This window comes from Mesorhizobium sp. M6A.T.Ce.TU.002.03.1.1 (assembly GCF_003997275.1).
Taxonomy (GTDB): domain Bacteria; phylum Pseudomonadota; class Alphaproteobacteria; order Rhizobiales; family Rhizobiaceae; genus Mesorhizobium; species Mesorhizobium mediterraneum.
On record NZ_RZTI01000089.1, the window covers coordinates 1 to 25,156 of the forward strand.

At 62.9% G+C, this 25,156-nt stretch carries 27 protein-coding genes and 2 pseudogenes; 15 read left to right on the forward strand and 14 right to left on the reverse strand.

The annotated features are described in order from the left end of the window. The 3 genes from EOC93_RS22920 to sppA all read right to left on the reverse strand — a co-directional run. On the reverse strand, nucleotides 1–232 hold a 232-nt coding region (locus tag EOC93_RS22920; protein ID WP_127205764.1), incomplete at its 3' end, for a DUF1049 domain-containing protein. Between the two features lie 76 nt (nucleotides 233–308). Beyond that, complete coding sequence (locus EOC93_RS22925) at nucleotides 309–593, reverse strand: integration host factor subunit beta (protein ID WP_023797441.1); 285 nt, start codon at nucleotides 591–593, stop codon at nucleotides 309–311. A 69-nt stretch (nucleotides 594–662) separates the two neighbouring features. Further along, nucleotides 663–1,616, reverse strand: a complete 954-nt coding sequence (sppA, locus tag EOC93_RS22930; protein WP_095488475.1) for a signal peptide peptidase SppA — start codon at nucleotides 1,614–1,616, stop codon at nucleotides 663–665. Between the two features lie 318 nt (nucleotides 1,617–1,934). On the opposite strand from sppA, the gene lptC reads away from it, so the two are divergent. The 6 genes from lptC to ptsN all read left to right on the forward strand — a co-directional run bounded on the left by lptC (nucleotide 1,935) and on the right by ptsN (nucleotide 7,227). Then, a complete protein-coding gene (gene lptC / locus EOC93_RS22935) occupies nucleotides 1,935–2,648 on the forward strand; it encodes an LPS export ABC transporter periplasmic protein LptC (RefSeq protein WP_095488392.1) in 714 nt (237 codons plus the stop codon). Beyond that, the gene (locus EOC93_RS22940) at nucleotides 2,635–3,243 is read left to right on the forward strand and encodes an LptA/OstA family protein (RefSeq protein WP_095488394.1); all 609 of its coding nucleotides are present in this window, start codon (nucleotides 2,635–2,637) and stop codon (nucleotides 3,241–3,243) included. Before lptC ends, EOC93_RS22940 begins: the two co-directional genes overlap by 14 nt. Then, nucleotides 3,243–4,061 (forward strand): LPS export ABC transporter ATP-binding protein, encoded by an 819-nt coding sequence (gene lptB / locus EOC93_RS22945; RefSeq protein WP_095488396.1) that lies wholly within the window; start codon nucleotides 3,243–3,245, stop codon nucleotides 4,059–4,061. Before EOC93_RS22940 ends, lptB begins: the two co-directional genes overlap by 1 nt. Before the next feature lie 190 nt (nucleotides 4,062–4,251). Then, complete coding sequence (rpoN, locus tag EOC93_RS22950; RefSeq protein ID WP_127205765.1) at nucleotides 4,252–5,778, forward strand: RNA polymerase factor sigma-54; 1,527 nt, start codon at nucleotides 4,252–4,254, stop codon at nucleotides 5,776–5,778. 268 nt (nucleotides 5,779–6,046) lie between these two features. After that, nucleotides 6,047–6,631 (forward strand): ribosome-associated translation inhibitor RaiA, encoded by a 585-nt coding sequence (gene raiA, locus EOC93_RS22955; protein WP_095488399.1) that lies wholly within the window; start codon nucleotides 6,047–6,049, stop codon nucleotides 6,629–6,631. Between the two features lie 131 nt (nucleotides 6,632–6,762). Continuing rightward, nucleotides 6,763–7,227, forward strand: a complete 465-nt coding sequence (gene ptsN / locus EOC93_RS22960; RefSeq protein ID WP_095488401.1) for a PTS IIA-like nitrogen regulatory protein PtsN — start codon at nucleotides 6,763–6,765, stop codon at nucleotides 7,225–7,227. Between the two features lie 82 nt (nucleotides 7,228–7,309). Here the strand turns inward: ptsN and EOC93_RS22965 are convergent, their stop codons facing one another. Continuing rightward, complete coding sequence (locus tag EOC93_RS22965; protein WP_095488403.1) at nucleotides 7,310–7,567, reverse strand: DUF1150 family protein; 258 nt, start codon at nucleotides 7,565–7,567, stop codon at nucleotides 7,310–7,312. Nucleotides 7,568–7,630: 63 nt separating this feature from the next. Then, complete coding sequence (locus tag EOC93_RS22970; protein WP_023797450.1) at nucleotides 7,631–8,056, reverse strand: Hsp20 family protein; 426 nt, start codon at nucleotides 8,054–8,056, stop codon at nucleotides 7,631–7,633. A 143-nt stretch (nucleotides 8,057–8,199) separates the two neighbouring features. On the opposite strand from EOC93_RS22970, the gene EOC93_RS22975 reads away from it, so the two are divergent. After that, nucleotides 8,200–9,141: a nucleoside hydrolase gene (locus EOC93_RS22975; RefSeq protein ID WP_095488405.1), complete on the forward strand. Its 942-nt coding sequence runs from the start codon at nucleotides 8,200–8,202 to the stop codon at nucleotides 9,139–9,141. A 153-nt stretch (nucleotides 9,142–9,294) separates the two neighbouring features. On the opposite strand, the gene EOC93_RS22980 is transcribed toward EOC93_RS22975, so the two are convergent. From EOC93_RS22980 to EOC93_RS23005, 5 genes are all read right to left on the reverse strand, one after another. Further along, nucleotides 9,295–9,909: a LysE family translocator gene (locus tag EOC93_RS22980; protein ID WP_095488407.1), complete on the reverse strand. Its 615-nt coding sequence runs from the start codon at nucleotides 9,907–9,909 to the stop codon at nucleotides 9,295–9,297. Nucleotides 9,910–10,019: 110 nt separating this feature from the next. Next, nucleotides 10,020–11,468 carry an amidase gene (locus tag EOC93_RS22985; protein WP_095488409.1) on the reverse strand — a complete coding sequence of 483 codons (1,449 nt, stop codon included), beginning with the start codon at nucleotides 11,466–11,468 and terminating at the stop codon, nucleotides 10,020–10,022. 9 nt (nucleotides 11,469–11,477) lie between these two features. Further along, nucleotides 11,478–12,386: a ribokinase gene (locus EOC93_RS22990; protein WP_095488411.1), complete on the reverse strand. Its 909-nt coding sequence runs from the start codon at nucleotides 12,384–12,386 to the stop codon at nucleotides 11,478–11,480. Between the two features lie 159 nt (nucleotides 12,387–12,545). Next, nucleotides 12,546–13,424, reverse strand: coding sequence for a methylated-DNA--[protein]-cysteine S-methyltransferase (locus tag EOC93_RS22995; RefSeq protein ID WP_095488413.1), 879 nt, complete (start codon nucleotides 13,422–13,424; stop codon nucleotides 12,546–12,548). Nucleotides 13,425–13,672: 248 nt separating this feature from the next. Further along, nucleotides 13,673–14,167 (reverse strand): DUF2244 domain-containing protein, encoded by a 495-nt coding sequence (locus EOC93_RS23005; RefSeq protein WP_127205766.1) that lies wholly within the window; start codon nucleotides 14,165–14,167, stop codon nucleotides 13,673–13,675. A 22-nt stretch (nucleotides 14,168–14,189) separates the two neighbouring features. Here EOC93_RS23005 and nth point away from each other — a divergent pair, with 22 nt between their 5' ends. Further along, nucleotides 14,190–14,993, forward strand: coding sequence for an endonuclease III (nth, locus tag EOC93_RS23010; protein WP_095488417.1), 804 nt, complete (start codon nucleotides 14,190–14,192; stop codon nucleotides 14,991–14,993). On the opposite strand, the pseudogene EOC93_RS23015 reads toward nth, so the two are convergent. Next, a pseudogene (locus EOC93_RS23015) lies at nucleotides 14,987–15,443 on the reverse strand (DUF2214 family protein). The gene nth and the pseudogene EOC93_RS23015 overlap by 7 nt on opposite strands. Before the next feature lie 230 nt (nucleotides 15,444–15,673). Here EOC93_RS23015 and EOC93_RS23020 point away from each other — a divergent pair. After that, entirely contained in the window at nucleotides 15,674–16,213 is a 540-nt protein-coding gene (locus EOC93_RS23020; protein WP_127205767.1) for a GNAT family N-acetyltransferase, read from the forward strand. A gap of 30 nt (nucleotides 16,214–16,243) precedes the next feature. On the opposite strand, the gene EOC93_RS23025 is transcribed toward EOC93_RS23020, so the two are convergent. Further along, nucleotides 16,244–17,017, reverse strand: coding sequence for an IclR family transcriptional regulator (locus EOC93_RS23025; protein ID WP_127205768.1), 774 nt, complete (start codon nucleotides 17,015–17,017; stop codon nucleotides 16,244–16,246). Between the two features lie 205 nt (nucleotides 17,018–17,222). Between EOC93_RS23025 and EOC93_RS23030 the strand changes: the two genes are divergently transcribed. From EOC93_RS23030 to EOC93_RS23050, 5 genes are all read left to right on the forward strand, one after another. Further along, nucleotides 17,223–18,200 carry a tripartite tricarboxylate transporter substrate-binding protein gene (locus tag EOC93_RS23030; protein ID WP_095488421.1) on the forward strand — a complete coding sequence of 326 codons (978 nt, stop codon included), beginning with the start codon at nucleotides 17,223–17,225 and terminating at the stop codon, nucleotides 18,198–18,200. 129 nt (nucleotides 18,201–18,329) lie between these two features. After that, on the forward strand, nucleotides 18,330–18,866 hold the full coding sequence (locus EOC93_RS23035) for a tripartite tricarboxylate transporter TctB family protein (protein WP_127205769.1): 537 nt from the start codon (nucleotides 18,330–18,332) through the stop codon (nucleotides 18,864–18,866). A gap of 3 nt (nucleotides 18,867–18,869) precedes the next feature. Further along, a complete protein-coding gene (locus EOC93_RS23040) occupies nucleotides 18,870–20,393 on the forward strand; it encodes a tripartite tricarboxylate transporter permease (protein WP_126104897.1) in 1,524 nt (507 codons plus the stop codon). 15 nt (nucleotides 20,394–20,408) lie between these two features. Further along, on the forward strand, nucleotides 20,409–21,593 hold the full coding sequence (locus EOC93_RS23045; RefSeq protein ID WP_127205770.1) for a CoA transferase: 1,185 nt from the start codon (nucleotides 20,409–20,411) through the stop codon (nucleotides 21,591–21,593). A 13-nt stretch (nucleotides 21,594–21,606) separates the two neighbouring features. Further along, nucleotides 21,607–22,458 (forward strand): citryl-CoA lyase, encoded by an 852-nt coding sequence (locus EOC93_RS23050; protein WP_127205771.1) that lies wholly within the window; start codon nucleotides 21,607–21,609, stop codon nucleotides 22,456–22,458. 9 nt (nucleotides 22,459–22,467) lie between these two features. Here EOC93_RS23050 and EOC93_RS23055 read toward each other — a convergent pair whose 3' ends face one another. Both EOC93_RS23055 and EOC93_RS23060 read right to left on the reverse strand, forming a co-directional pair. Further along, complete coding sequence (locus tag EOC93_RS23055) at nucleotides 22,468–22,935, reverse strand: NUDIX hydrolase (protein ID WP_126104900.1); 468 nt, start codon at nucleotides 22,933–22,935, stop codon at nucleotides 22,468–22,470. Nucleotides 22,936–23,068: 133 nt separating this feature from the next. Beyond that, nucleotides 23,069–23,482 (reverse strand): hypothetical protein, encoded by a 414-nt coding sequence (locus EOC93_RS23060; protein WP_348627612.1) that lies wholly within the window; start codon nucleotides 23,480–23,482, stop codon nucleotides 23,069–23,071. 320 nt (nucleotides 23,483–23,802) lie between these two features. On the opposite strand from EOC93_RS23060, the pseudogene EOC93_RS23065 reads away from it, so the two are divergent. Further along, nucleotides 23,803–25,156 (forward strand): annotated as a pseudogene (locus EOC93_RS23065) (autotransporter outer membrane beta-barrel domain-containing protein); the annotation flags it as partial.

Sequence of the window (25,156 nt, forward strand, 5' to 3'; positions counted from 1 at the left end):
GCTTGCGATAGCGGCTCTGCTTGACCCAGGTTGCCAGGCTGCCGACGATCATGCCGATGGCGAGAGCCAGGAACAGGAAGATGAAAAGCGGCAGCGTCATCGTCAGCGCCGGATTGCCGGGATTGAACGGGTCCAGGGTGAAGGCAACCGGATCGCGGTTGGCGACCGCCAGCGCAATCAGGATGACGGCCAGCGGCACGAAGACCACGATGAGCATGAAGCGATTGAACATGGAATTTCCTGTCGAAGGCGGGCTCTACCGAGGGCCGGGCCCTACTGAAAAGGCCGGCGCGTGACCCGCGCGGCGCCTATTTGCCGCTGTTCAGCCTTTCACGCAATTCCTTGCCGGTCTTGAAGAACGGCACCCATTTCTCCTCGACCTCGACGGATTCGCCGGTGCGCGGATTGCGGCCGGTGCGGGCGGGGCGGTTTTTCACCGAGAAAGCGCCGAAACCGCGCAGCTCGACCCGGTTGCCTTCGGCAAGCGCGTCGGTGATCTCGTCGAAAATCGCGCCGACAATGTTTTCGACGTCGCGCAGAAAAAGGTGCGGGTTGCGTGTGGCGATGATCTGCACAAGTTCGGATTTGATCATGAGAAGGCTCCCCGTGAAAACACTGTGGTCAAAATTATGAGGATGATTTTATTTGCTTTTTCACTCGTCTCAAGGGTGCCAGACGGAAACGAGACCGTCAAGAAACAAGCGGTCGGCACCAAGTTCGTGGATGATGTCGCCGCCATAGTCGGGCAGGCCGAGCGCACTGCCGATAGTTCGCGCCATCGCCTTGGAGAACAGGAAGCCGCCGCTTTCGGTATCCTTCCACTCCACCACCTTGAGCTTGGCATCGACGCCCTTGGTTGCGAGCCAGTCGATCGCTTCGGTCTCGCCGCCGACCGCATCGATCAATTTATTGGCAAGAGCCTGCCGGCCGGTGAAGATCGAGCCGTCGGCCAGCGCCAGCGCCTCCGGCTTGGTCATGTTGCGGCGTTCGGCGACGATGCCGACGAACCAGTCGTAGCTGTCCAGGATGAGCTTGCGGACCATTGTGCGCTCGTCGTCATTGGTCGGCTTGAAGGGCGATGGCGAGGCTTTCAACGGCGACGATTTCACTTCCTCGAGCTTGATGCCGAGCTTGTCCATAAGGCCGCTGACGTCCGGATACTGGATCAGCACGCCGATCGAGCCGACGATCGACGATTTGCGCGCGACGATATGATCGGCTCCGGTGGCGATCATATAGCCCGCCGATGCGGCCAGCGTGCCGACTTCGGCCACGACCGGCTTCTCGGCGGCCAGCTTGCGCACTTCCTCGTAAATCGATTCGCCCCCGACGGTGGTGCCGCCCGGTGAATCGATCGACAGGATCACAGCTTTCACCCTCGATGATTGACGGATGTCATCCAGCCGTTTGATCAGGTCTTCGTCTTCGGTGATGGTGCCCTCGATCTTGACCTTGGCGATGTGGTCGACCGCCGTGCCGGTGAAGTCGTCACCGTAGATCCAGGTCGAAAGGGCAATCAGCCCGGCCGCTGCGACAACAAGCGCTGCGACGCGCCAGAATGTCAGCTTGCGGCGCAAGCGGCGGCGGTCGATCAGGTCGTCGGCTCTCAGTGCCATGGTCAGCCTCATAGTCGGTGGGAGCAGATGCTTTTAAAGCAACCATCCGCGCCCGGCTACCGATTCCTGACGAGTTCGCTCCAAGGACAGGGTGTCGACGTTCGCGAGCCGGCGTTTCAAGTGACATCAAGACCAATCCACAGGCCCTAACGCTGTCCCGCTGTATCTGGTATGACGTGCAAGTTGTGGCGGTTTCATTTTCGTTTGTGCCACAGCAACCGTCACACTTTTGCGGTTTTCCTCCGCTTGTGCTTGCTTGAGGGCGCCGGCATCCCACCTATAGGGTGCTTGGCGGCAGGGGTTTAAAAGAAAGTAGTTATGTTAGCGCGACCGATCGAACCGACCAACACCGAGACGGAGTTGGCCCCCCCGAACGTAGGCCCGACGCGGGTCGACGCCTTCGGCATTGCCCAGCGCCATTCGCGCCGCGTGCGTATCTTGAAGCTGGCGGTGCCGCTGGTCGCTGCCGTGATCGCGGTCGCCTTCCCGGTCTATTCGTATCTCGCGGCGCCTGTCTCGATCCAGGTCCAGGCCGACGGCAGCGCCTTCGCCGATGGCAAGCTAGTGATGGCCAACCCCAAGCTCAACGGGTTCACCAAGCAGAAACTGCCCTATTCCATGACCGCCTTGCGCGCCATACAGGACGTGAGCAAGCAAGGCATCATCGATCTGGAGGGCATCGACGCCAAGCTGCCGATCTCGGCCGACAATGTGGCGGCCGTCAATGCCTCGCGCGGCACCTACAATCGCGATGGCAACACGATGAGCCTGACCAGCGATGTCACCATAACCACCACCGACGGCTTGGAGGCAAAGTTCAAATCGGTCTTTCTCGACATGGGCAAAGGCACTATGAAGACGAGTGATCCGGTCGACGTCAGCCGTGGCGGGTCGCGGATTACCGCAGATTCGATGTCGATCCAGGACAACGGCAAGATCGTGGTTTTCGAGAACAGAGTGCGTGTCAACATCGATCCCGCCAGCTTGAAGGCGGCAGAGGCAATGAGCGGAGCATCCAATGCGGTTCAGTAGTTCGGCACGGCTTGTGGCCGCGGCTTCGGCGTTGCCGGCCCTAGCGCTGGTTTTGGGGCTGGGCTTGGGGATGACGCCGGCTCTGGCGCAGTCCAAGGCCACCAGCCAGCTGTCGGGCCTCAAACTGTCCGGCGACAAGCCCATCCAGATCGAAAGCGACAAGCTCGAGGTTCGCCAGGCAGATAGCGTCGCCGTGTTTACAGGCAATGTAAGCGTCGTCCAGGGTCCGACCGTGCTCAAGGCCGGCAAGATGACGGTCTATTACGTCAAGGATGCCGGCGCTGCCGCCAAGGGCACGGAGGCCGCCGGTGCCGCGATGACCGGCTCGGCCAACATCGACCGCCTGGAGGTCGCCAACAAGGTCTATATCAAATCGGATGACCAGGTCGCCACCGGCGACCGCGGCACTTTCGACATGAAGACGGAAGTGCTGGTGCTTTCAGGCAGCAAGGTCGTGCTTTCGCAAGGCGACAATGTGCTGGTCGGCTGCAAGCTCACCGTGCAGATGAAGAGCGGCCTGGCCCAGGTCGACGCCTGCGGGGGCCGCGTCATGATGTCGATCACGCCGCCGAAGTCGGGAGCGGCGAAGCCCTGATGGCCGACGTAGCATCGCTGATGGCGCGTCTCTCAGGACGCGCCGCCGGCAAACTTGCGGCGCCGGCCACGGTCACTGTCGACACGGTAAAGTTCAAGGGAACCTTGATCGCGAAGGGCCTGACCAAGAGCTACAAGGGCCGCAAAGTCGTCAGCGGCGTGACGATCGGCGTGCGCGCCGGTGAGGCGGTCGGGTTGCTCGGGCCCAACGGCGCCGGCAAGACGACCTGCTTCTACATGGTCACCGGCCTGGTGCCGGTCGACGAAGGCACGATCGAAATCGACGGCTTCGATGTCACCTCGATGCCGATGTACCGCCGTGCCCGCCTCGGCATCGGCTACCTTCCGCAGGAAGCGTCGATCTTTCGCGGCCTGACCGTCGAGCAAAACATCCGTGCCGTGCTCGAAGTGGTCGAAAAGAGCCGCAAGGAGCGCGAACGCAGTCTCGACGAATTGCTCGAGGAGTTTCACATCAGCCATCTGCGCAAGGCCCCGTCGCTGTCGCTTTCCGGCGGCGAGCGGCGGCGCCTAGAAATCGCGCGCGCACTGGCGACCCGACCCGCATACATGTTGCTCGACGAACCTTTCGCCGGCATCGATCCGATCGCCGTCGCCGATATCCAGCAACTTGTGCGCCATCTGACGGCGCGGGGCATCGGCGTGCTCATCACCGATCACAATGTCCGCGAGACGCTCGGCCTGATCGACCGTGCCTACATTATCCATGCCGGCCAGGTGTTGACCCACGGTCGGGCCGACGAAGTTGTCGCAAACCCGGATGTGCGGCGGCTTTATCTCGGTGAGGGATTTACACTCTGAGCGTGAATATTTCTGTCCAAACGCGTTTTTTGACGCGAGACAGGCCTTTTTCTCCGATTTCTCGTCCGAATAACGCGACGATAGGCGAGTTTTGATCGCCATCGCCTTGACAAGCAAAAGCCGGGCCAGTTTCTATGCCCAACTCCTTCCGGCAGTCCGGATGCGTAGACAGGGCGTTTGAAACCGAACCATGGCGTTGGCGGCAAAACTACAGCTACGACAGTCCCAGTCGCTGGTGATGACGCCGCAACTCATGCAGTCGATACGGCTGCTGCAGTTCACCCACATCGAGCTGGAACGCTTCATCGACGACGAGATCGAGCGCAATCCTCTGCTCGAGCGCGCCGAGCCGCAGGACGATGCCGTCAGCGACCAGGCGCAGAAGATCGACGTCGCGCCGGAAACGGCCCCCGGCGGCGACTGGTTCGAGACGGAAACGGCGTGGAGTGCCGAGGCGATCTCGGAAAAGCTCGATACTTCGCTGGAAAACCTGTTTCCCGACGATCCCGGCACCAGCGAGCGGCTCGGTCCCGACCTGACGGCCCAATGGAAGTCGGCCTCCGGCAATGGTTCCGCGTCCTCGTCCGCCGGCTTCGACGTCGCAGACATGGCGGCGGCCGCCATCACGCTGCGCGAGCATGTCGGCGAACAGGTCGCGCTTGCCTTCGCTGACCCGGCAGCACGACTGATCGCCAGCGAACTGGCCGATGGCCTCGACGAGGCCGGCTATATGCGCGCCGACATGGCCGAGATCGCCGCCCGTCTCGGCACCGACAAAACAGCAGTGACGAATGCGCTCGCTGTCTGCCAAACGTTCGAGCCGGCCGGCATCTTTGCCCGCGACCTCGCCGAATGCCTGTCGCTGCAGCTCGCCGTGCGCGACCGGCTCGACCCGGCGATGAAGGCTTTGATTGCCAATCTCGAGCTCCTGGCGCGGCGAGATTTCCAGACCCTGAAACGGATTTGTGGGGTCGACGAGGAGGATCTGCTCGACATGCTGGCCGAGATACGTGCGCTCGATCCGCGCCCAGGGATGGCGTTTTCGGGCGGCGCCAGCGACGCGATCGTCGCCGATGTCGAAGTGCGGGCGGCCAATGACGGGAGCTGGGTGATCGAACTCAACTCTGAAACGCTGCCGCGCGTGCTGGTCGACCATATCTATTTCGCCCAGGTTTCACCGCATGCGAAGAACCAGACGGAAAAGGATTTCCTGGCGGAATGCCTGCAGAATGCCAACTGGCTGACGCGTAGCCTCGACCAGCGGGCGAAGACCATCCTCAAGGTCGCCTCGGAAATCGTGCGCCAGCAAGACGCTTTCCTCGTCCATGGCGTGCGTCACCTGAAGCCGCTCAACCTGCGCACGGTGGCCGATGCCATCGGCATGCACGAATCGACCGTCAGCCGGGTCACCGCCAACAAATACATGCTGACGCCGCGCGGCGTGTTCGAACTGCGCTATTTCTTCACCGCCTCGATCGCTTCGTCGGGTGGCGGCGACGCGCATTCGTCGGAGGCGGTGCGCGACCGCATCAAGCAGTTGATCGACGAGGAGAAAACCGTCGACGTGCTTTCCGACGACGCGATTGTGGATATGTTGCGGGAAAGCGGCGTCGATATCGCCAGGCGCACGGTCGCCAAGTATCGGGAGGGCATGAATATTCCCTCGTCGGTGCAGAGGCGGCGTGAAAAACGCGCCTTGGCCAGCGCCGGGCGGTGATCTCCGACGGAATTTCCACAGCTTTTGCGCTTCATTGACAAGCCGCAACGAAGTGGCTAGAAGCCCGCCCGCATGAGACGGGCTACTGCCCGCATGCGGATGGTCCGTCACGACGTTGGCCACGGGACGGTCAAAGAAGGCGGCTTGTGATCAACCGGAAAGTTCGGATTTAAAATCGGCGCAAGTGACGCCGCAAAGCTTGTGCGCACAGATCACGGGTATAAACTCGGGACAGTTTGAAGCCTGAGCAAGGAAGGTCAGTTTTCAGATGACACTGCGCATATCAGGAAAACACATGGATATCGGCGATGCGTTCCGTACGCGCATCAACGACCGTGTCGGGGAAGTGATCGGGAAATATTTCGATCGGGGCTTTTCAGGTCAAATCGTAGTCGTCAAATCGGGATCGCGCTACACGGCCGATTGCATGATCCGGCTGGATTCCGGCGCTTCGCTGCAGGCGACCGGTGAAGCCCAGGACCCGACGCTCGCTTTCGAGGCCTCGGCGGATCGCCTTGAAACCCGCCTTCGACGCTACAAGCGTCGGCTGAAGTCACATAATTTAGGCAATGCCAATGGCGAGCTCACCGACATCGCCTATACGGTGATGGCGCCGCTTGCCGACGACGATGAGGAAATACCGGAGAATTTCGCGCCAGCCATCGTTGCCGAATCAACCATGACGCTGCGGACCATGTCGGTGGCGTCAGCCGTGATCGAGCTCGACACCAAGGACACCCCGGTCCTCGTCTTTCGCAATGCCGGAAACGAGCATCTCAATATCGTCTATCGTCGGCCGGACGGAAATATCGGCTGGATCGACCCATCTACGACCAAAGTCGCGCAGGGATGACGACCCAGGGTCGCACAGAGATGACGACCCAGGATCGCACAGAGATGACGGCCAAGGCCGCACTGGGATAAGGAACCAGCCGCACGCGAGAGTGAGGACTGGCGACGGCAGGCGAACAAGGGATTTCAAGTATGGATCTGAGCGATCTTATCAACGTTCCGGCGATTTTGCCGGCGTTGAAGGCGAACTCCAAGAAGCAACTGCTGCAAATGCTGTCCGAAAGGGCGGCGGCGATTTCCGGCATTCCGGAACGGGAGGTGTTCGACACCATCCTGCAGCGTGAACGGCTGGGCTCGACCGGTGTCGGCAACGGCATCGCCATTCCGCATGGCAAGCTGGCCGGGGTGAAGCGGATCGCCGGCGTTTTCGCACGGCTGGAGACGCCGGTCGATTTCGAGGCGCTGGACGACCAGCCGGTCGATCTGGTGTTCCTGCTTTTGGCGCCCGAAGGCGCCGGCGCCGATCACCTCAAGGCGCTGTCGCGTATCGCGCGGGTGCTGCGCGACGCCGACACGGTGGCCAAGATCAGGGGCACCCGCGACGCCGCAGCGATCCACGCGCTTTTATCGGATACACAGGCCTCGCACGCGGCCTGAGCTTTTTTTGATCAGATCCGTTGAAGGGCCGCCGTGGGCGGCCCTGTCCGTTCCAACCAGATCGCTGTGCCGTATTGTTAATTTAGTGGATGGCGACGGGGGTCAGGTCGTTTTCCAGGGCGCCGGCCAGCGCCCGGTCGCGAGCGTCCGAAAGCAGGATCGGCTGGCCATTGGCGGCAAACAGGGCCCACAGTTCCAGGCCGGGCGCGATTTCGCCGAGGCCCGGGAAACGGCCGCGCAGATCGTCGCTCGACACTTTCCTGAGATAGGCGACCGTGCCTTCGCCGAGATGGGCGAATTCGCCGCTGGTCATGATGAGATTTTCGTCAGTTCTGGTCATTTAAGCCTCCTTGGCGCGAGGACGCCGCTCAAGGCCGCCTCGCATGAGAGCCATCGGTGAAGATCAGTCTTTCACCGATATGTTTATTTTCCGTACCAGCCGTTCGGACTCGGGCCGATCGAGATCGATCGACAAAAGGCCGTTCTTCAGCTCCGCCGCGATCACCCGCATGCCGTCGGCCAGCACGAAACAGCGCTGGAACTGGCGCGCGGCAATGCCGCGATGAAGAAATTCGCGCTCGGTATCGTCGTTCTGACGGCCGCGCACGACCAACTGGTTTTCCTCCGTGGTCACATCGAGATCGTTTTCAGCGAAACCGGCGACAGCGAGCGTGATACGCAGCCTTTCGGCCTTGCCGTCGGCACCGCTGAGGCGCTCGATGTTATAGGGAGGGTAGCTGTCACCCGACTTCGCCAGACGTTCCAGGGTCTTTTCCATGGCGTCGAAACCCAGAAGAAGCGGGCTGGAGAAAGGCGTCATTCGGCTCATGTTACACTGTCCTCTCAAGAGCGACATAAAGCGGAAAAACCCGGATGGCATTTTTCCCGATGGTCTTGATATGGTCCGCCCCGCGGTCAAGTTCAAGCCGTCGAAAGCCCCGCCCAAAAAGACTCCCCAAACAAGGAATTGAAATGCCCCAATCCCGCAAGATCATCATCGACACGGATCCCGGCCAGGATGATGCCGTCGCCATATTGCTGGCGCTTGGCAGCGCCGAGCTGGAGATCGTCGGTATGACCGCCGTTGCCGGCAACGTGCCGCTGAGGCTCACCGAAAAGAATGCACGCAAGATCTGCGAACTGGCCGGCAGGCCTGAGATCAAGGTCTATGCGGGCGCCATCCGGCCGCTGGCGCGCGAACTGGTCACCGCCGAGGAGGTGCATGGCGAGACCGGCCTCAACGGACCGCAATTGCCCGAGCCAACAATGAAGCTGCAGGACCAGTATGCGGTCGATTTCATCGTCGAGACACTGATGAAGGAAGAGAGCGGCACGATCACGCTCTGCGCGCTCGGACCGCTCACCAACATCGCGCTGGCGCTGATCCGCGAGCCGAAGATCGCGCCGCGCATCAAGGAAATCGTGCTGATGGGCGGCGGCTTCTTCGAAGGCGGCAATGTCACCCCGACCGCCGAATTCAACATCTATGTCGACCCGCATGCCGCCGATGTCGTGTTCAAATCCGGCACCCCGATCGTCATGATGCCGCTCGACGTCACCCATAAGGCGCTGACCACGGCCAAGCGCACTCAAGCCTTCCGCAAGCTCGGCACCAGGGTCGGCACGGCCACGGCGGAGATGCTGGAGTTCTTCGAGCGCTTCGACGAGGAGAAATACGGCACCGATGGTGGACCGCTGCACGACCCCTGCGTCATCGCCTATCTGTTGAAGCCGGAGCTGTTCAGCGGCCGCAACTGCAACGTCACCGTGGAAACCGCCTCCGAGCTCACCATGGGCATGACCGTGATCGACTGGTGGGGCGTGACCAAGCGGCCGAAGAACGCCATGGTGATGCGGGACATCGACCATGATGCGTTTTTCGCGCTGCTGCTGGAAAGGCTGGGGCGGCTGTGAAAGCCTCCTTCTCCCCGTTCACGGGGAGAAGTCCCGGCAGGGGGATGAGGGGCGGCGCACCCGTCGGTATTTTTGCTTGCAACCTTGGAGCTGCCCCTCACCCGGTCGCTGCGCGACCACCCTCTCCCCGTAAACGGGGCGAGGGAAGGGCTCTCACTTCGCCTTTGAAAACGCCAGCCACAACCCGCCGCCAACCAGGAAACTGCCGCTGATCCGCGACAGCAGCTTGACGCGGCCGGCCGACAACAGGCGTCCGGCGCGGCCGGCGGCGAGCGCGAAGGTCGAATCCGACACGGCGGCGAAGATCAGGGCGGTGAGACCCATGACGACGATCTGCAATGTGTAGTTGCCTTCAGGGGCGATGAACTGCGGAAAGAAGGCGCCGAAGAACACCAGCGTCTTGGGATTGCTGATCGCTACCAGCAGGCCCTGCAGGAAGAAGCCGCCGCGCGGCGTCTTCGCCGATCCGTCGGCGTTCAGCTTGCCCTTCGAGCGGAACATCTGCACGCCCATCCAGATCAGATAGGCGGCGCCGATCAGCCTGACCCACTCGAACCAATGGCCCATGCCCGCGATCAATGAGGTCAATCCGATGCCGACAATGGCGATCATGATGGCCAGCCCGGCCTGTGTGCCGGCGACGTTGGCGAGGCCGGCGCGGGAGCCATGGCGGATGCTGTTGGCGATGATCAGCGTGACCGTCGGTCCGGGCACCAGGACAATGACGATGCAGGCAACGACATAGGTAGCGTAGAGTTCCAGCGACATGGTTTTCCTCGACAATATACGACTTTGCGACGCGGCCGACCGTGATCAATGCATGACAGCAACGACGGTGCAAGCCGGCAGCATATGTCGCTGGCAGCCTTGACCTGGATTTAGGCTCCGGCCGGCCACGGCAGCGTCACCTCGTAGGCCGCCGCTGCTCTCAGCACGGCCATGTCGCCGCGCGGCCGCCCGATCAATTGCATGCCCATCGGCCTGCCTCTGGCATCGAAGCCCGCCGGTACGTTGACCGCAGGGCAGCCGCCCAGCGTGGCGAGCGCTGAAACCTGCATCCAGCGGTGATAGCTGTCCATGGCACGCCCGGCCACTTGTGTCGGCCAGTGGGTGGAGACTTCGAAGGGGAAGACCTGCGCGGTCGGCAGCGCAATGAGGTCGAAGCGGTCGAAGAGCGACAGCAGGGTTTTGTGCCACGACGAGCGCCTCACCGTGGCAGCGTGGATCTGCGGCGCCGTGAGGCGCAGCGCATGTTCCACCTCCCACACGGCCTCCGGCTTCAGAAGACTGCGTTTCAAGGGATCGTCGTAATGCGCCTTGAGCGCACAACCGCTGCTCGCCTGGCGCAGCGTCACAAAGGCCTGCCATAGCGCTTCGAAGTCGAAATCCGGCACCAGCGCTTCGGTCTGAAAGGATATGTTGGCGAAGCGGCCGAGAGCGGCCTCGCAAAGATCAAGGATGCCGGGTTCAACCGGCAGATGGCCGCCAAGATCGCCGAACCAGGCGATGCGGCCGCCGGCCGCCGCCGTTTGCAGCCCTTCGAGGAACGAGCCGTGCTTGTGATGTGAGAGCGGCGCGCGAGGGTCGTAGCCGGCCTGCTCGTCTAGCAGCAGCGCCATGTCGCGCACGCTGCGGCCCATCGGCCCTTCGACGCCCATCTGTGCGTGAAAGACGTCGAGGTCCGGGCCCGCCGGGACCAGTCCTTGCGACGGGCGAAAGCCAAAGACATTGTTGTAGGCGGCCGGGTTGCGCAGCGAGCCGCCAAAGTCGCTGCCGTCGGCGACAGGCACCATGTCGAGCGCCAGCGCGACCGCCGCGCCGCCGCTCGAACCGCCGGCGGTCAAGGCTGGGTCGAAAGCGTTGAGCGTCGGGCCGAACACGGCGTTGTAAGTGTTGGAGCCAAGCCCGAATTCGGGAACATTGGTCTTGCCGATGATGATGGCGCCGGCCTTGCGGACGCGTTCGACGAAGAAATCATCCTCTTGCGGCACGAAATCGGCGAAGATCGGCGAGCCGAAGCTGGTCCTGAGGCCCTTGGTCTGCGCGAGATCCTTGATGGCGATTGGCAGGCCGAACAGGGGGCCGGAATGCCCTGCATGCGCCAGATGGGCGTCTGCCTGATCGGCCTCGCGCAAGATGTCGGCACGGTCGCGCAGCGAGACGATGGCGTTGACCAGCGGATTCACTGCGTCGATCCGGTCGAGGAATGCCGTCACCACCTCGCGGACGGAAAGCTGACGGCGCCGGATCGCGCCGGCAAGGTCCACGGCGGACAGGCGGCAGATATCGCCGGCAGGCGGCACGGCGTGTTTTGTGGCAGGACGCATGGCTCTCACCTAGCTGGCGGATTTTTGTAGCGCCGCGTCGACTTCCTTCGCCTGCGGGATCGACGGCTGGGCGCCGGGCTTCAGGCAAGCGAGCGAACCAGCGGCTGCAGCACGGGCGAGCGCCTGTTCGAGCAGCAGGCCGGACGACAGGCCGGCGGCGAAATAGCCGCAAAACGTGTCGCCGGCGCCGACCGTGTCGACCGGAGTGATCTTCAGCGCCGGAACCATCAGAAGATCGGCTGGCGTGGCAGCCAGAACGCCGTCACCGCCGAGCGTGACGACGATTGTGCGGCCGGTCTTCCCGGCGTAATCGCGCATCCGCGCCGGGCGATCGCGACCGCTCAGCGACAGCGCCTCGCCATAGAGATCGAATTCGGTTTCGTTGGCGACGACATAGTCGGCCTTGCCGAGGAAGGCGGTCGCCTCTGCACGGAAGGGTGCCGTGTTGAGCACGGTGATCGCGCCTGCCGCCCGTGCCGCGTCCAGTGCGGCATCGACGGTGTGCAGCGGGATCTCCTGCTGCAAGAGCACGACATCGCCCTTTTTCATGAAAGCCTTGGAAAGATCGCCCGTCACGACCGAATCATTGGCGCCCGGCACCACGGCAATGACGTTCTCGCCGTCGTCGGCGACCATGATCAATGCCGTGCCGGTCGAGGCGAATGTTTCACCGACACCAGACAGGTCGATCTTGCCGTCCCGCAGCAGCGCCAGCGCTTCAGTGGCGAAGTTGTCCTTGCCGACGGCGCCGACCATGCGCACCTTGGCGCCGGCGCGTGCGGCGGCCAGCGCCTGGTTGGCGCCCTTGCCGCCAGGTGCGGTGGTGAAGCCGGAGCCCCGAACCGTCTCACCCGGTGCGGGCAAGCGGTCGACATTGGCGATAAGGTCGAGGTTGATCGAGCCGACAACGATTATCAAGTGGTGCCTCCCTGCTGACTGCGCGGGAAGCTAGCCCGGAAGACAGCTGCTTTCCAGAGCGGGCAGTCATTTCGCGGGTTAACGAAAAACACCGGCGAAAGCGTCTCGCCGGTGTCGCAAGGTCTGTTTGGGTATCAGCGCACGAGGCCGTGAACTATTTCAAGGCGCGACCTGTCCCGCTTCCCAGCCAAGGATGGCGCGTTTGCGGGTCAGGCCCCAGTGGTAGCCGGTGAGCGCGCCGGACTTGCCGAGAGCCCGGTGGCACGGCACCACGAACGACATCGGATTGGCACCGACCGCGGCACCCACCGCCCGGCTGGCGCTCGGTGCGCCGATGCGGGCGGCGATCGAGGAATAGGTGCAGGCCTTGCCCATCGGGATGCGCAGCAGGGCTTCCCAGACGCGAACCTGGAAGTCGGTGCCGATCATGACGACGCGCAGCGGCTGGTCGGCGCGCCACAGCGCCGGATCGAAGACGCGCGCGGCATAGGGCGCCGTCGCAGCCATGTCCTCGACATAGTTTGCGTTCGGCCAGCGGCTGGACATGTCGGCGAAGGCCGCACGCTCGCCGCCGGCATCGTTGAAGGCGAGGCCGGCAAGCCCGCGGTCGGTGACCATGATCAGGGCGATGCCGAATGGCGAGATATGATAGCCGTAGCGGATCGTCAGCCCGGCGCCGCGCGTCTTGTAGTCGCCCGGCGACATCGCCTCGTGGGTGACGAAAAGGTCGTGCAACCGTCCGGGACCTGACATGCCGACCTCGAAAGAAGCTTCGAGCAGCGGCATGCCGGAATCGAGCAGTTTGCGCGCGTGGTCGAGCGTGACGGCCTGCAAGAAGGCCTTGGGCGACAGGCCGGCCCAGCGGGTGAACAGCTTCTGCAGCCCGGTCGGCGTCTCGCCAACCTCCTCGGCCAGTATTTCGAGCGACGGCTGGTCACGGTAGTCAAGGCTGATCTTCTCGATCGCGCGCCGAACAACTTCGTAGTCACCGCCTTCGGGCGTGATGTCTTTCTTCAGAATAGCGGTCTGTGCGTTCATAGGACTGTCTCCTTGACGCGAATATCGTCCTTCGCGGCGCCGATCACCACCCGAAACTTGCCTTCTTTCCGCACATCCCCAGATAGAGTTGGCTTCGGGAAAGGAGCCGATGATGGCTGGCGAAAAGGTGCATCTCACCAAGGAGAAGGAGACGCTGCTGATCACCGTCTATCGCAAGGCACCGGAGAACCGGTTGCCTCAATCGCTGCTGAAAAATCATTTCGCGGACGAGGCGGTTTCGCTCACATCTAGCGTGCCTTGGCGGTCGCCAGGGCACGCGAAAAGGCTGACGCAAAGCTCTCGCGGTCGTCGGGATTGAGGAAGCCGCCGATCGGCACATTCTCGCCTTGCGCTTCAACCGCCATTCTGGTGATGCCGATCTCGGCGTGGCGGGCGACCGAAAAACGCGCCCAGAACGGATTGAAGCGATGCGCTTCCGATTTTCCTGATGGCGCCGTCTTGCGGATGTCGAGACTGGTGCGTGAGACCGACACCTCCTCGCAGGCGCGGGCGGCACGATAATTGGCGCGAAAGGCGATGTAGACGGCGATGACGTCGAGACCGAGGAAGCCGAACACCGGCCAGGCGCCGCGCGACAGGAAAAACGCTCCGGTGACCAACGAGCCGAACAGCAGAGCGCCCATCAGGATGGCAAAGCCGGTTTTGCCGAGCGACCGATGCGGTATCAGCAACGCCTGGAAGAATGGCTCGTCGGCCTGAAATGAGGCGTTTGTGTCGCTCATGGCGGGATATTATAGGAAGGGGATGGCGAACCCCAAGTCCAAAAATTCCTCCACACCCAAAAACGACCTGCCCCGCGGCCGACGCGACGGCCCAACTGCCAAGCCGCGTGCCCGGCCGGTGCGGTCCCATTCGCTCTACAGCCCGGCCGAGGTGCACGAGATTTTCCGACGCTTTTCCGTTCAGCGGCCCGAGCCGAAGGGCGAGCTCGAACATATCAACGCATTCACGCTGCTGGTGGCAGTGGTGCTTTCGGCACAGGCGACCGACGTCGGCGTCAACAAAGCGACGCGGGCGCTGTTCAAGGTCGCCGACACGCCGCAAAAGATGCTGGCGCTCGGCGAAGCCAAGGTCGGCGATTATATCCGCACCATCGGGCTTTGGCGCAACAAGGCGAAGAACGTCATTGCACTGTCGGAAGCGCTGATCCGCGATCATGGCGGCGAGGTGCCTGATGACCGCGACGAACTGGTCAAGCTGCCGGGCGTCGGACGCAAGACCGCCAATGTCGTGCTCAACATGGCCTTCGGCCAGCATACGATGGCGGTCGACACACACATCTTCCGCATCGGCAACCGGCTCGGGCTGGCGCCCGGCAAGACGCCGGAACAGGTCGAGCAGGGGCTGTTGAGGATCATTCCGGACGAATATATGCGCCACGCCCATCACTGGCTGATCCTGCATGGCCGCTATGTCTGCAAGGCGCGCAAGCCGGATTGTCCGGTCTGCGTCATCGCCGATATCTGCAAGGCTGACGAAAAGACGAACGATGTGCCGGCGCCGCTGGTCGAGATTGCGCCACTCGAACCGGTAGGCGAAATTCAGTAGCCGTAGCCGCGCGCCATCGCCGCCGCGAAGACCGGGATCAGCAGGAAGATGAACGCTTCGGCGCGGACATAAGTTCGAACGGATGCAAGTTGCGCAGCAGGCACCTGGAAGCCGGGGCTGGCCGAGGCCTGCCTGCTCCAGGAGCCGAAGCGGACCGTCGGGACGATCGACAACAGGCCGACGATGACGAAGGTCGCCATCTTTGCCCAGAACACCCAGTTGTAGACGTAAAACTCCCAACCCTTCAGGCCGTAGATGACGCGGGCGATGCCGACGATGATGATCAGCATGGCGATGATGCCATAGTGGCGATCGATGCCGACAAGCCGCCGGAGCGTCGCGGCGGGCAGATCGCCGCGGATCAGGACAAATTCGGCGCCGATGATGCCTTGCCAGTGAAAACACCAGCAGATGATGAAAGATGGCAAGCAGAAGGTCGGTGGTATCCATGCCCTTTTCCCTCCGTCGGATGGCACAGCGGACGCTGAATCAGCTGCTGTGAAAAGTAGCACCGCTGGGCAGGATTCACATTGGGCTGGAAGATGATCTGCACAGGCTTTGGCTCTTGTTTGGTGCAGGCGATTTGGATCTCTGTCGCATGTCGTTATCCCCAAAACCGCCGAGCAGTCTTGGGCGACATGCACTAAGCACATAGGCAACCGCAACCGAAGGCATGACACATGGGTAATCCACAGGCGCTCGTCGCTCCCGTCATTGAAACCCCGCGCACCGTGCTGCGGCCGCACCGGCTCGATGATTTCGATGCCTATGTCGCCATGTGGGCCGATCCGGCCGTCACCCGCTTCATCGGCGGCAAGCCGCGCACACGGGAAGAAAGCTGGATGCGCTTCCTGCGTCATGCCGGCCTGTGGTCGCTCTTGGGCTACGGCTTTTGGGCGATCGAGGACAAAGCATCCGGCCGCTTCATCGGCGAGGCCGGCTTTCACGATCTGAAGCGCGATATCGTGCCGTCGATCGAGGGCGTTCCGGAGGCCGGCTGGGCGCTGGCTTCGAGTGCACATGGCCAAGGGTTCGCCAGCGAAGTCGTCGGACGGGTTCTCGCCTGGGGCGATGAAGCATTCCGGCGCGCAAGGACCGTCTGCATCATCGATCCGGAAAACACCGGTTCGCTGAACGTCGCCGCAAAATGCGGCTACAGGGAGGTTTTGCGGACCACCTATCACGACAATGCGACGATCCTGCTCGAACGGCGGCCGTGAGGGTTGCTGCCTATCATCCTGTGGTTCTGATCAGGCAGAATCGAGGCTTTCTGAGCCCTCCGCTTCGGCCTTGCGGGCCGCCTGTTCGAGCATCGAGGCGTCTTCGCCGAAAGCGCGAGTGGCGCGCGCGGCCGCCTCGATGAGCGGATTTTTCATGCGTTGGAGAAAGGCAGCGTCGACGCGCGTGCTCGGGCCGGACAGCGTCATTGCACCGAGCAAGGTATGCCCCGGCCCGAACACCGGTGCCGACACGCCCGCCGTCTCGGGGTCGCGATCGCCGACCGACAAACAATGATAGGTTTTGCGGATCGTCTCGTAAGGCTCGCCATGCTGACCGGAAAACGCGGCAAGGACACGGCCGCCCGAGCCGGCCAGCAAGGGCAGCACGTCGCCCTCCCGTATGGTGTAGCGGATGGGATGCTTGGACTCGACGCGGTAGAGACAGGTCCGCACGTCGCCCGAGCGGACATAGAAAGCGACGCTTTCCCAGCTTCGCTCGGCCAGATCACGCATGATCGGCAGCAGGATGTCGATCGCCACGACCGAACGCTGGTATAGCGCGCCCAGCCGGAAGGTGGCAGGGCCGACGCGGTAGCGGCCGTCGTCGAGACGCTCCAACAACTGCCCGCGCAGCAACGATTTCGCCAACCTCAGGATGGTGCTCTTATAGAGGCCGGTCCGCGCCGCGATTTCGGCTAGGCTGAGCGACCGGTCGGCAGTGGCGAAAGCATCGAGGATAGCGATCGCACGATCGAGCGCGGCAACGCCGGCGGTCGAGGCAGGCTTGGATTGTGTTACGGTCATCTGCTTGACCACGTCGTTCCGTTCCCGTTGGACAGAAGGGGCCGATCGGAGCAACTGTGCCGCACGCAATCAGTTCTGTCTAGTAGAACGTCGTTCCTGTTGACAGAACTAGGCAAAGACTGCATGAATTTTTGTCGAGCGGGTCTGAATTCAGGCTACGTTGCTGGCAGGCACCGGAGGAGGTGTCGTGATTGGAGGAATCCCCATGCTGAACAGACGCAGATTTTTAATGAGCACCGCTGCTGCCGGCGCCGCCGGTTTCGCGGCGTTGCATCTCTCGCCCGCTTTCGCGCAGGATGCACCGCAGATCCAGATCTTCGTGCCGGCAGCGCCCGGCGGCGGCTGGGACCAGACGGCGCGCACGATGGACCAGGTGCTGCGCAGTGAGAAGCTGATCTCCGGCTCGCAGATCACCAATGTCGGCGGCGCCGGCGGCACGGTCGGCCTTCCGCAGTTCATCAGCCAGTGGAACGGCAAGGGCAATTCGCTGATGGTTGCCGGCATGGTCATGGTTGGCGCCATCATCGCCAACAAATCGGCCAACAATCTCACCGAAGTCACGCCGATCGCCCGCCTCACCGGCGAGTTCGAGGCGCTTGTGGTGCCGGCGGCCTCGCCGTTCAAGACAGCAGCGGATTTCGTCGCCGCCCTCAAAGCCGATCCGACCAAGGTCCCGGTGGCTGGCGGTTCGGCCGGCGGCTCGGACCACATATTGTTCGGCCTTATCGCGAAGACGGCCGGTGTTCCGGCAGCCAACCTCTCCTATGTGCCGTTCGCCGGCGGCGGCGAGGCGCTGTCGGCGCTTCTCGGCAACCAGGTCGCGGCCGGTATCTCCGGCTATGGTGAGTTCTCCGAACAGGTCAAGGCAGGCGCGCTTCGGCTGCTCGCCATTTCCGCGGACAAGCCACAGGAAGGCATCGACGCACCGACGCTGAAGGAAGCCGGCATCGATGTCGAACTGTTCAACTGGCGCGGCGTCTTCGCACCGCCGGGCGTTTCCGACGCCGACAAGGCGGCGATGATCACGCTGGTCGAGACCATGGCCAAAAGCGATGCCTGGGCCACCGAATGCAAGAACCGCAACTGGACGCAAATCCTGCTCACCGGCGACGACTATGCGAAATTTCTCGCCGAAGACACGACCAGGATCGCGGCCATCCTCAAGGACCTCGGCCTTGCCTGATACCCTCGGAAGGGGGTGGCCTGCGCCGCCCCTTTCCGATGTTCGCCAGCCGCATGGACATACGATCCAGCGCGGGTGAAACTGCGGCGAAGTCGGCTGTGGGAGACCGGCTATCCAGGGAGGACGATCATGAGCACCAGCGACCAGCAGGCGGCGCGGCCGCGCCTTGCCGCGCCCGAATTGCTGATCGGCATCGGGCTTCTCGCTTGCGCCGGCGCGGTAGCCTGGCAGACGCTATCGATTCCTGTGTCGCCGCTCTACTCCAAGGTCGGCCCGACCGTCTTTCCCTACATCACCATGGTTGGCATGACGATCCTCTCCCTCTCGCTGATCGTCGCCGCCCTGCGGGGCGGCTGGCAACCGGACGAAGAAAAGGAAACGCCGACCGACTGGAAGGCGATGGGCATCGTCGCCCTCGGGCTGGTCGCGAACCTTGTGCTGATCCAGCCGCTTGGCTTTACCGCGGCCTCGGTGATCATGTTCGTTCTCATCTGCCATGGGTTCGGCAGCAGACATCCGCTGCGTGATGTGATGCTCGGCCTTATCCTGGCGCTTGCCGCCTATTTCGGCTTCGCCAGGGCTCTCGGCGTCAATATCGGCGCCGGCTTCATCGAGAACCAGCTGAACACGGTTCTCGATGCGACTATCCGTATGTTGAGGGCGTGACGCATGGAAACGCTTGGCCATCTCGCGCATGGATTTTCGGTCGCTTTTACGCCGGTCAATCTCATGTGGTGCCTGCTCGGCACGACGCTGGGGACCGCGATCGGCGTGCTGCCCGGCCTCGGACCGGCGCTGACCATCGCCCTGCTTTTGCCGATCACCTATCAGGTGGCGCCGGAAGCGTCTTTCATCCTGTTTGCCGGCATCTATTACGGCGCCATGTATGGCGGTTCGACGACATCGATCCTGCTCAACACGCCGGGCGAAAGTGCTACCATCGTCACCGCGCTGGAAGGCAACAGGATGGCCCGTTCCGGCCGCGGCGGCGCTGCGCTTGCCACCTCGGCGATCGGCTCCTTCGTCGCCGGCACGCTCGGCACGCTGGGCGTCGCCTTCCTGGCCCCGGTCGTGGTCAAATTCGCGCTGTCTTTCGGCCCGGCCGAATATTTTTCGCTGATGGTGCTGGCGTTCATCACGGTTTCGGCGGTGCTCGGCTCGTCGTCGGTGCGTGGCCTCACGAGTCTGTTCGTCGGCTTCGTCATCGGCCTAGTCGGCGTCGACCTGCAGACCGGCCAGCCGCGCTTCACCTTCGGCATGAGCCAGTTGCTCGACGGCGTCGACGTGATCGTCGTCGCCGTCGGCCTCTTTGCGGTCGGCGAGACGCTCTACATGGCCTCGCGCCGCTATGCCGGCAAGGACGAGATCGTGCCGCTGAGGGGATCGCTCTACATGACCGCCGCCGAATGGGCACGCTCGTGGAAGGCTTGGCTGCGCGGCACCCTGCTCGGCTTCCCGATCGGCGCCCTGCCGGCCGGCGGCGCCGAGATCCCGACGTTCCTGTCCTATGCGATCGAGAAGAAGCTCTCCAAACACAAGGAGGAGTTCGGCACGGTCGGCGCCATCGAAGGCGTTGCCGGACCGGAAGCCGCCAACAACGCATCGGCTGCCGGCGTGCTGGTGCCGATGCTGACGCTCGGCCTGCCGACCTCGGCGACGGCCGCGATCATGCTGTCGGCCTTCCAGAGCTATGGCATCAATCCCGGGCCGATGCTGTTCATGACGCAGGCCAATCTGGTCTGGGGGCTGATCGCCAGCCTGTTCATCGCCAATGTCATCCTCGTCATCCTCAACCTGCCGCTGATCGGTCTGTGGGTGCGGCTGCTGAAAATCCCGGCGCCGCAGCTCTATGCCGGCATCCTGGTGTTCGCCACGGTCGGCACCTACGGCATTTCTCAGTCGCCGACCGACCTCGTCATCCTCTATCTGCTCGGCGGGGCCGGATTCCTGATGCGGCGCTTCGATTTCCCGACGGCGCCGGTCATCATCGGCATGATCCTCTGGCCGCTCGCCGAAGCGCAGTTCCGCCGGGCGATGACCATCTCGAATGGCGACTGGTCGGTGTTCTACAAGCATCCGCTGTCGCTGACACTGCTGACCCTGGCGTTCATCGGGCTGATTGGGCCGCATATCTGGGCCTACGTCGAGCGCAGGCGCACGCGTGGGCCGGAGCATGTGCCGGGCGATGCCTGACCTGTTTGTGACATTATGACCGATCTGCTGTCCGGTGTCCGCGTCCTCGACCTGACCAATGTTCTGGCAGGTCCTTACTGCGCCTATCAGCTCGCGCTGCTCGGGGCGGACGTGATCAAGGTCGAGGCGCCGCAAGGCGGCGATCTGGCGCGCCAGCTCGGCGGCTCGCCGGAGCTCAACAGTGCCGGAATGGGCGCTTCGTTCCTGGCGCAGAACGCGGGCAAACGATCGGTGGTGCTTGATCTCAAAAAAGAGGCCGATCGCGAACGCTTCCTCGATCTGGTCGCCTCCGCCGACGCTCTGGTCGAGAATTTCCGCCCCGGCGTGATGGACCGGCTGGGGCTTGGCTACAAGAAGCTGAAAGAGGTCCGCCCCAGCCTGGTATATTGCGCGATTTCGGGTTTTGGACAGACCGGGCCGATGCGCGACAATCCGGCCTACGACCAGATCATACAGGGACTGTCCGGCATCATGAGTATCACCGGCACGCCGGAGACCGCGCCGCTGCGTGTCGGCTATCCCGTTGCCGACACGTTGGGCGGGCTGGTTGGTGCCTTTGCCATCACTGCTGCACTTGTGAAGCAGAAGACGACAGGCGAAGGCGCTTTTCTCGACGTGTCGATGCTCGAATGCACGCTTTCCGCACTGGGCTGGCCGGTCTCCAACTATCTGACGGCTGATGTCGAGCCGCAGCCGATGGGCAATGAGAACATGACGGCGGCACCTTCTGGAACGTTTCGCACCGGCGATGGCTTGCTCAACATCGCTGCCAACAAGCAGGAGCAATTCGTGGCGCTCTGCCGGCTGATCGGGCTGCCCGATCTGGCGTCGGACCCGCGCTTTGCCGAGCGCGAGACGCGCAAGCGCAACCGCATCGCCTTGAAGGCGCTGATCGAGGATGCCCTGGCGAGCGGCTCGGCCGCGGCCTGGGAGGAGACGTTCAATCGTGCAGGCGTGCCGGCGGGCAGGGTGCTGACGATCCCGCAGGTGCTGGCCGAGCAGCAAGTGATCGGGCGCGACATGACCACCCGTTTCGATGGCATGCCGAACATCGACCGGCCGCTGACCGTCGTGCGCGGCGGGTTCATGGTCGATGGCACAGCACCCTTGCCGACCAAGCCGCCGCCAACGCTGGGCGAGCATACGGAGGAGGTGTTTGCCGGCTTGCCGCCCCGGGCAAAAACGAGAGCGCGGGCATGAGCGACGCGAGACCATGAGCAACGTTGGGAAAAAAACCGGCCGCGAGCGCGGCGAGGAATGGTGGCAGACCGAAATCATCGAAATGCGCCCCGGCGTGATTCGGCTGCGCGGCTACGAGATCCAGGATCTGATCGGCCGCGTCAGCTTTCCGGCGATGATCTGGCTGATGCTGCGCGGCGAACTGCCTGGTGAGGAGCAGGCGGCGCTGCTCGGCATCGCGCTCGGTGCTGCCGTCGATCACGGGCCGCAGGCGCCGTCGATCGCCATTGCCCGGATGGCGGCTACCTGCGGCGTCGGCATCAATAGCGCCATGGCCTCAGCCATCAACGTCCTTGGCGACGTGCATGGCGGCGCTGGCGAGCAGGCGCTTGCCTTCTACGGCGACATCGCCGCGGCACTGGACGGAGGCATGACGCTTGCCGACGCTGTCACGGCGCGGCTCGATCGCTTCTTTGCCGAGGAAAAATCCTATGTGCCGGGGCTTGGCCATCGCTTCCATCCGGTCGATCCGCGGGCGCCGCGCCTCATCGAGTTGACCCGAGATTTTGCCGCGCGCGGCATCATCAGCGGACGTTTCGCCGACATCGCCGAGGCTGTTGAGGCCGAGGTCGCGCGGCGCAAGGGCAAGAAAATCCCGCTCAACATCGACGGCGCCACCGCCGTCATCTATGGCGAGCTCGGCTTTCCGCCGCCGCTGACGCGCGGCCTTTTCGTGCTGTCGCGCTCGGTCGGCATTCTGGCGCATGCGTGGGAGCAGTCGCAGCAGAGCGACCGCAACAAGGGGCCGCTGCCGCGCGAATGGTTGTGGGCCTATGCCGGCACGCCGGTCCGGCCTTTCCCTCAGGGAGACGACGATTCCAAATGAGGCCCCGGTTCAAGCGGGCGCAGGTTGGGGAACCTTCAAGTTCTTCAGCAGCGTTGAAAGGTCGGGCTCGTCGATAAGCACTGCTGCGTCTTCCGGCGTCAGCCATGCTCGCTGCCGTCTGTTGGCTTCCTGCCAGTTGGGCAGCTCCTCGGTCACCGCCAGCAGATAGACGGTGACGTCGACGCGAACGAAGCGGTTTGTCAGCCGCTTCCAGTAGGAATAGGTGCCGGCCGGCTGCTTCAGCGTCTTGCCGAGGACGCCGGCTTCCTCCTGCGCTTCGATGGTGGCTGCCTTGCGCCCACTCTTGCCCTTCATCGGCCAGCCCTTGGGCACGATAAAGCGCCTTGTCGATATCGAGGTGACCAGCATCACCTCAACGTCCCCGTGTTCGCTCAGCCGAAAAGGAATAGCCGCGACCTGACGGACCCGCTCCCCCTTCCTTGCCTTGCGTACGGCCTTCTTCTTGGTGGCTGCCATTCCCGACGATCCAATCAGGGCAGTGCCCAAGCACAAAGGCACGTTGCGAAATCAAAACCGCCTTCGATGCTACTTCAAGTAGAGCGGTGTTCAAGGCTATAAGTCGGCTAAATAAATGAAAAGTACCGGCTCATCAGCGGCAGGTGCTGATAAAGCGGCTGCCCGACCGTCGCAACTGGCACGTAGGCTGCATCTGCTGCACATCTGGCCGTTGCGGCGCGACCTCGCGATCCTGGGCACGGAACTGCTGTTGCTGCTGCTGATATTGCTGGCGCCGCAGCCTGTTCTCGAGCACCTGCAATTCGTTTTGCCGGACCAGCGCGTTGCGGTCGGCGGGGTTGAGGACCTGTGCCAAGGCGGCCGGACTTGCGCCCGGCAAGATCGCTGTTGCCAGCAATGCCGACGTGAAAATCGTTGAAAGACGAGACTGCGACATCCGTTCATTCCCGCGCGGAGGAGACACCCTCCTAATATAGGATGTCTGCGTGGCGATGCCATCGCCAAGGCCCCGATCGTAGTGGAATCGATGCGCCTGCCGCCAGAACATTATATTCGTAATCTCTAATATTTCGGCAGGCCGATTGAAGCATTGCCGTCATATGACGACTATGAAACGTCAGACGTTTTGGCCAGTGTCCTTCACGCAACACTTCGATTCCATCAAGCGCAAGTTCAACAATTCGAATTCCATTGGGCAGAAGTTAATGTATTCTAATCAAGCCAGCGCTTCACAACGAATTGGGAGCGCTGGCCTTAATGCGTTGAGTTCTATTACGAATATCCAGCATTTTTTACTGCCTGAGTAGATGTGGCGGCAGCGGCGGATCCAAGTAGGGATTGGGAACGTCGCACTCTAGGGGGTAGTGCATGGCTTTGTTCTCAAGGCTCTCCGTGTCGGATTCCGTGCGGCGGACCGTCATCGGCAATAAGGCCGTTTCGACGGAACGCCCTGTCGATATCAGATCGAGCAAGAAAGCCGGACCCGCGCCGGAAGCCGCGCGCGGCGAGAACCGGCGCATTTTGCCCGGCCGGGCCATTCTGCCAAATCGCCTGGCGCTGCTGCTCGGCGCCACGGCCTTGGCAGGGCTCCTTCCCGTTTCGACAGATGTCGTTCATGCGCAAGTCCTCATCAATCAAAATGGAGGCAATGGAGGCAACGGCAGCGGCTATGACGGCGACGGCGGCAATGGCGGCGCGGGCGGCAACGCAGTGCATGTCAACAACACCGACCAGAGCGTGCCTGCGCCGGCTCTGCCCCATGTTAGCGCCTATGATGTCACGGCGGATGGTGGCAATGGCGGCAATGGCGGATACGGCTTTCTGTTGCTCGTAGGCAATGGTGGCGAGGGCGGCAATGGCGGCAACGCCGGAAGCGCCAGTGCCACCAACACCGCCAGCCTGTTCACGGAGGGCAATTTTCATCACGGCATGGTTGCGACGGCCACCGGCGGTCAGGGCGGTGATGGCGGCGGCAGCGGCGGTCTCGTTTTCGCAGATGAAGGTGACGCTGGCCATGGCGGCGCCGGCGGCAACGCCAATGCAACGGCCACAGCCTCGAGCATCATCGAAACGACCGGTGAAAACTCGTTCGGGATCATCGTAGACGCCAGCGGTGGCAATGGCGGCACCGGTGGTAACGCCGTCTCCGCCGGTTATGCAAATGCCGGCGAAGGCGGCAATGGCGGCAGTGCCGGCACCGCGAACGGCAGCAACGCCGGGCAGATCACCACAGGCGGTCGATTTTCATATGGCATGATTGTCCGCTCCGCCGGTGGCCGCGGCGGCGACGGAAATCAATCGTCTTCGATTTTTGTCGGATCCGGCAGCAATGGCGGCTCACCCACCAGCGGCGGCAATGCTTCGGGTGAAAACTCCGGTGAGATAACGACCCATGGCGACTTCGCCTCCGGCCTGGTCGTGCAATCCGTCGGCGGCGCCGGCGGCAGTGGCGGCGGTGCTTTCGGTCTGTTCGGCGGCGGTGGAGCCGGTGCCGATGGCAACAACGGTGGAAACGCCACGGCGACCAATACCAACAGGATCACGACCAACGGCATTGGTGCGATCGGCATGTTGGTGGAATCGATCGGGGGTGGTGGCGGCGACGGCGGTGGCGCAGCCGGCATCGTGTCTGTTGGCGGCATTGGCGCTGGCGGCGGCACTGCGGGAACGGTGACCGCCAATGTCGGCGGTGAGATAATCACCGGCTTCGACGGTAGTGGCG

Bases quoted from the DNA above. Each gene is read 5' to 3' on its own strand.
- EOC93_RS22925 (WP_023797441.1), bottom strand. From the start codon at position 593: ATGATCAAATCCGAACTTGTGCAGATCATCGCCACACGCAACCCGCAC.
- sppA (WP_095488475.1), bottom strand. From the start codon at position 1,616: ATGGCACTGAGAGCCGACGACCTGATCGACCGCCGCCGCTTGCGCCGC.
- lptC (WP_095488392.1), top strand. From the start codon at position 1,935: ATGTTAGCGCGACCGATCGAACCGACCAACACCGAGACGGAGTTGGCC.
- EOC93_RS22940 (WP_095488394.1), top strand. From the start codon at position 2,635: ATGCGGTTCAGTAGTTCGGCACGGCTTGTGGCCGCGGCTTCGGCGTTG.
- lptB (WP_095488396.1), top strand. From the start codon at position 3,243: ATGGCCGACGTAGCATCGCTGATGGCGCGTCTCTCAGGACGCGCCGCC.
- rpoN (WP_127205765.1), top strand. From the start codon at position 4,252: ATGGCGTTGGCGGCAAAACTACAGCTACGACAGTCCCAGTCGCTGGTG.
- raiA (WP_095488399.1), top strand. From the start codon at position 6,047: ATGACACTGCGCATATCAGGAAAACACATGGATATCGGCGATGCGTTC.
- ptsN (WP_095488401.1), top strand. From the start codon at position 6,763: ATGGATCTGAGCGATCTTATCAACGTTCCGGCGATTTTGCCGGCGTTG.
- EOC93_RS22965 (WP_095488403.1), bottom strand. From the start codon at position 7,567: ATGACCAGAACTGACGAAAATCTCATCATGACCAGCGGCGAATTCGCC.
- EOC93_RS22970 (WP_023797450.1), bottom strand. From the start codon at position 8,056: ATGAGCCGAATGACGCCTTTCTCCAGCCCGCTTCTTCTGGGTTTCGAC.
- EOC93_RS22975 (WP_095488405.1), top strand. From the start codon at position 8,200: ATGCCCCAATCCCGCAAGATCATCATCGACACGGATCCCGGCCAGGAT.
- EOC93_RS22980 (WP_095488407.1), bottom strand. From the start codon at position 9,909: ATGTCGCTGGAACTCTACGCTACCTATGTCGTTGCCTGCATCGTCATT.
- EOC93_RS22985 (WP_095488409.1), bottom strand. From the start codon at position 11,468: ATGCGTCCTGCCACAAAACACGCCGTGCCGCCTGCCGGCGATATCTGC.
- EOC93_RS22995 (WP_095488413.1), bottom strand. From the start codon at position 13,424: ATGAACGCACAGACCGCTATTCTGAAGAAAGACATCACGCCCGAAGGC.
- EOC93_RS23005 (WP_127205766.1), bottom strand. From the start codon at position 14,167: ATGAGCGACACAAACGCCTCATTTCAGGCCGACGAGCCATTCTTCCAG.
- nth (WP_095488417.1), top strand. From the start codon at position 14,190: ATGGCGAACCCCAAGTCCAAAAATTCCTCCACACCCAAAAACGACCTG.
- EOC93_RS23020 (WP_127205767.1), top strand. From the start codon at position 15,674: ATGGGTAATCCACAGGCGCTCGTCGCTCCCGTCATTGAAACCCCGCGC.
- EOC93_RS23025 (WP_127205768.1), bottom strand. From the start codon at position 17,017: ATGACCGTAACACAATCCAAGCCTGCCTCGACCGCCGGCGTTGCCGCG.
- EOC93_RS23030 (WP_095488421.1), top strand. From the start codon at position 17,223: ATGCTGAACAGACGCAGATTTTTAATGAGCACCGCTGCTGCCGGCGCC.
- EOC93_RS23035 (WP_127205769.1), top strand. From the start codon at position 18,330: ATGAGCACCAGCGACCAGCAGGCGGCGCGGCCGCGCCTTGCCGCGCCC.
- EOC93_RS23040 (WP_126104897.1), top strand. From the start codon at position 18,870: ATGGAAACGCTTGGCCATCTCGCGCATGGATTTTCGGTCGCTTTTACG.
- EOC93_RS23045 (WP_127205770.1), top strand. From the start codon at position 20,409: ATGACCGATCTGCTGTCCGGTGTCCGCGTCCTCGACCTGACCAATGTT.
- EOC93_RS23050 (WP_127205771.1), top strand. From the start codon at position 21,607: ATGAGCAACGTTGGGAAAAAAACCGGCCGCGAGCGCGGCGAGGAATGG.
- EOC93_RS23055 (WP_126104900.1), bottom strand. From the start codon at position 22,935: ATGGCAGCCACCAAGAAGAAGGCCGTACGCAAGGCAAGGAAGGGGGAG.
- EOC93_RS23060 (WP_348627612.1), bottom strand. From the start codon at position 23,482: ATGTTCTGGCGGCAGGCGCATCGATTCCACTACGATCGGGGCCTTGGC.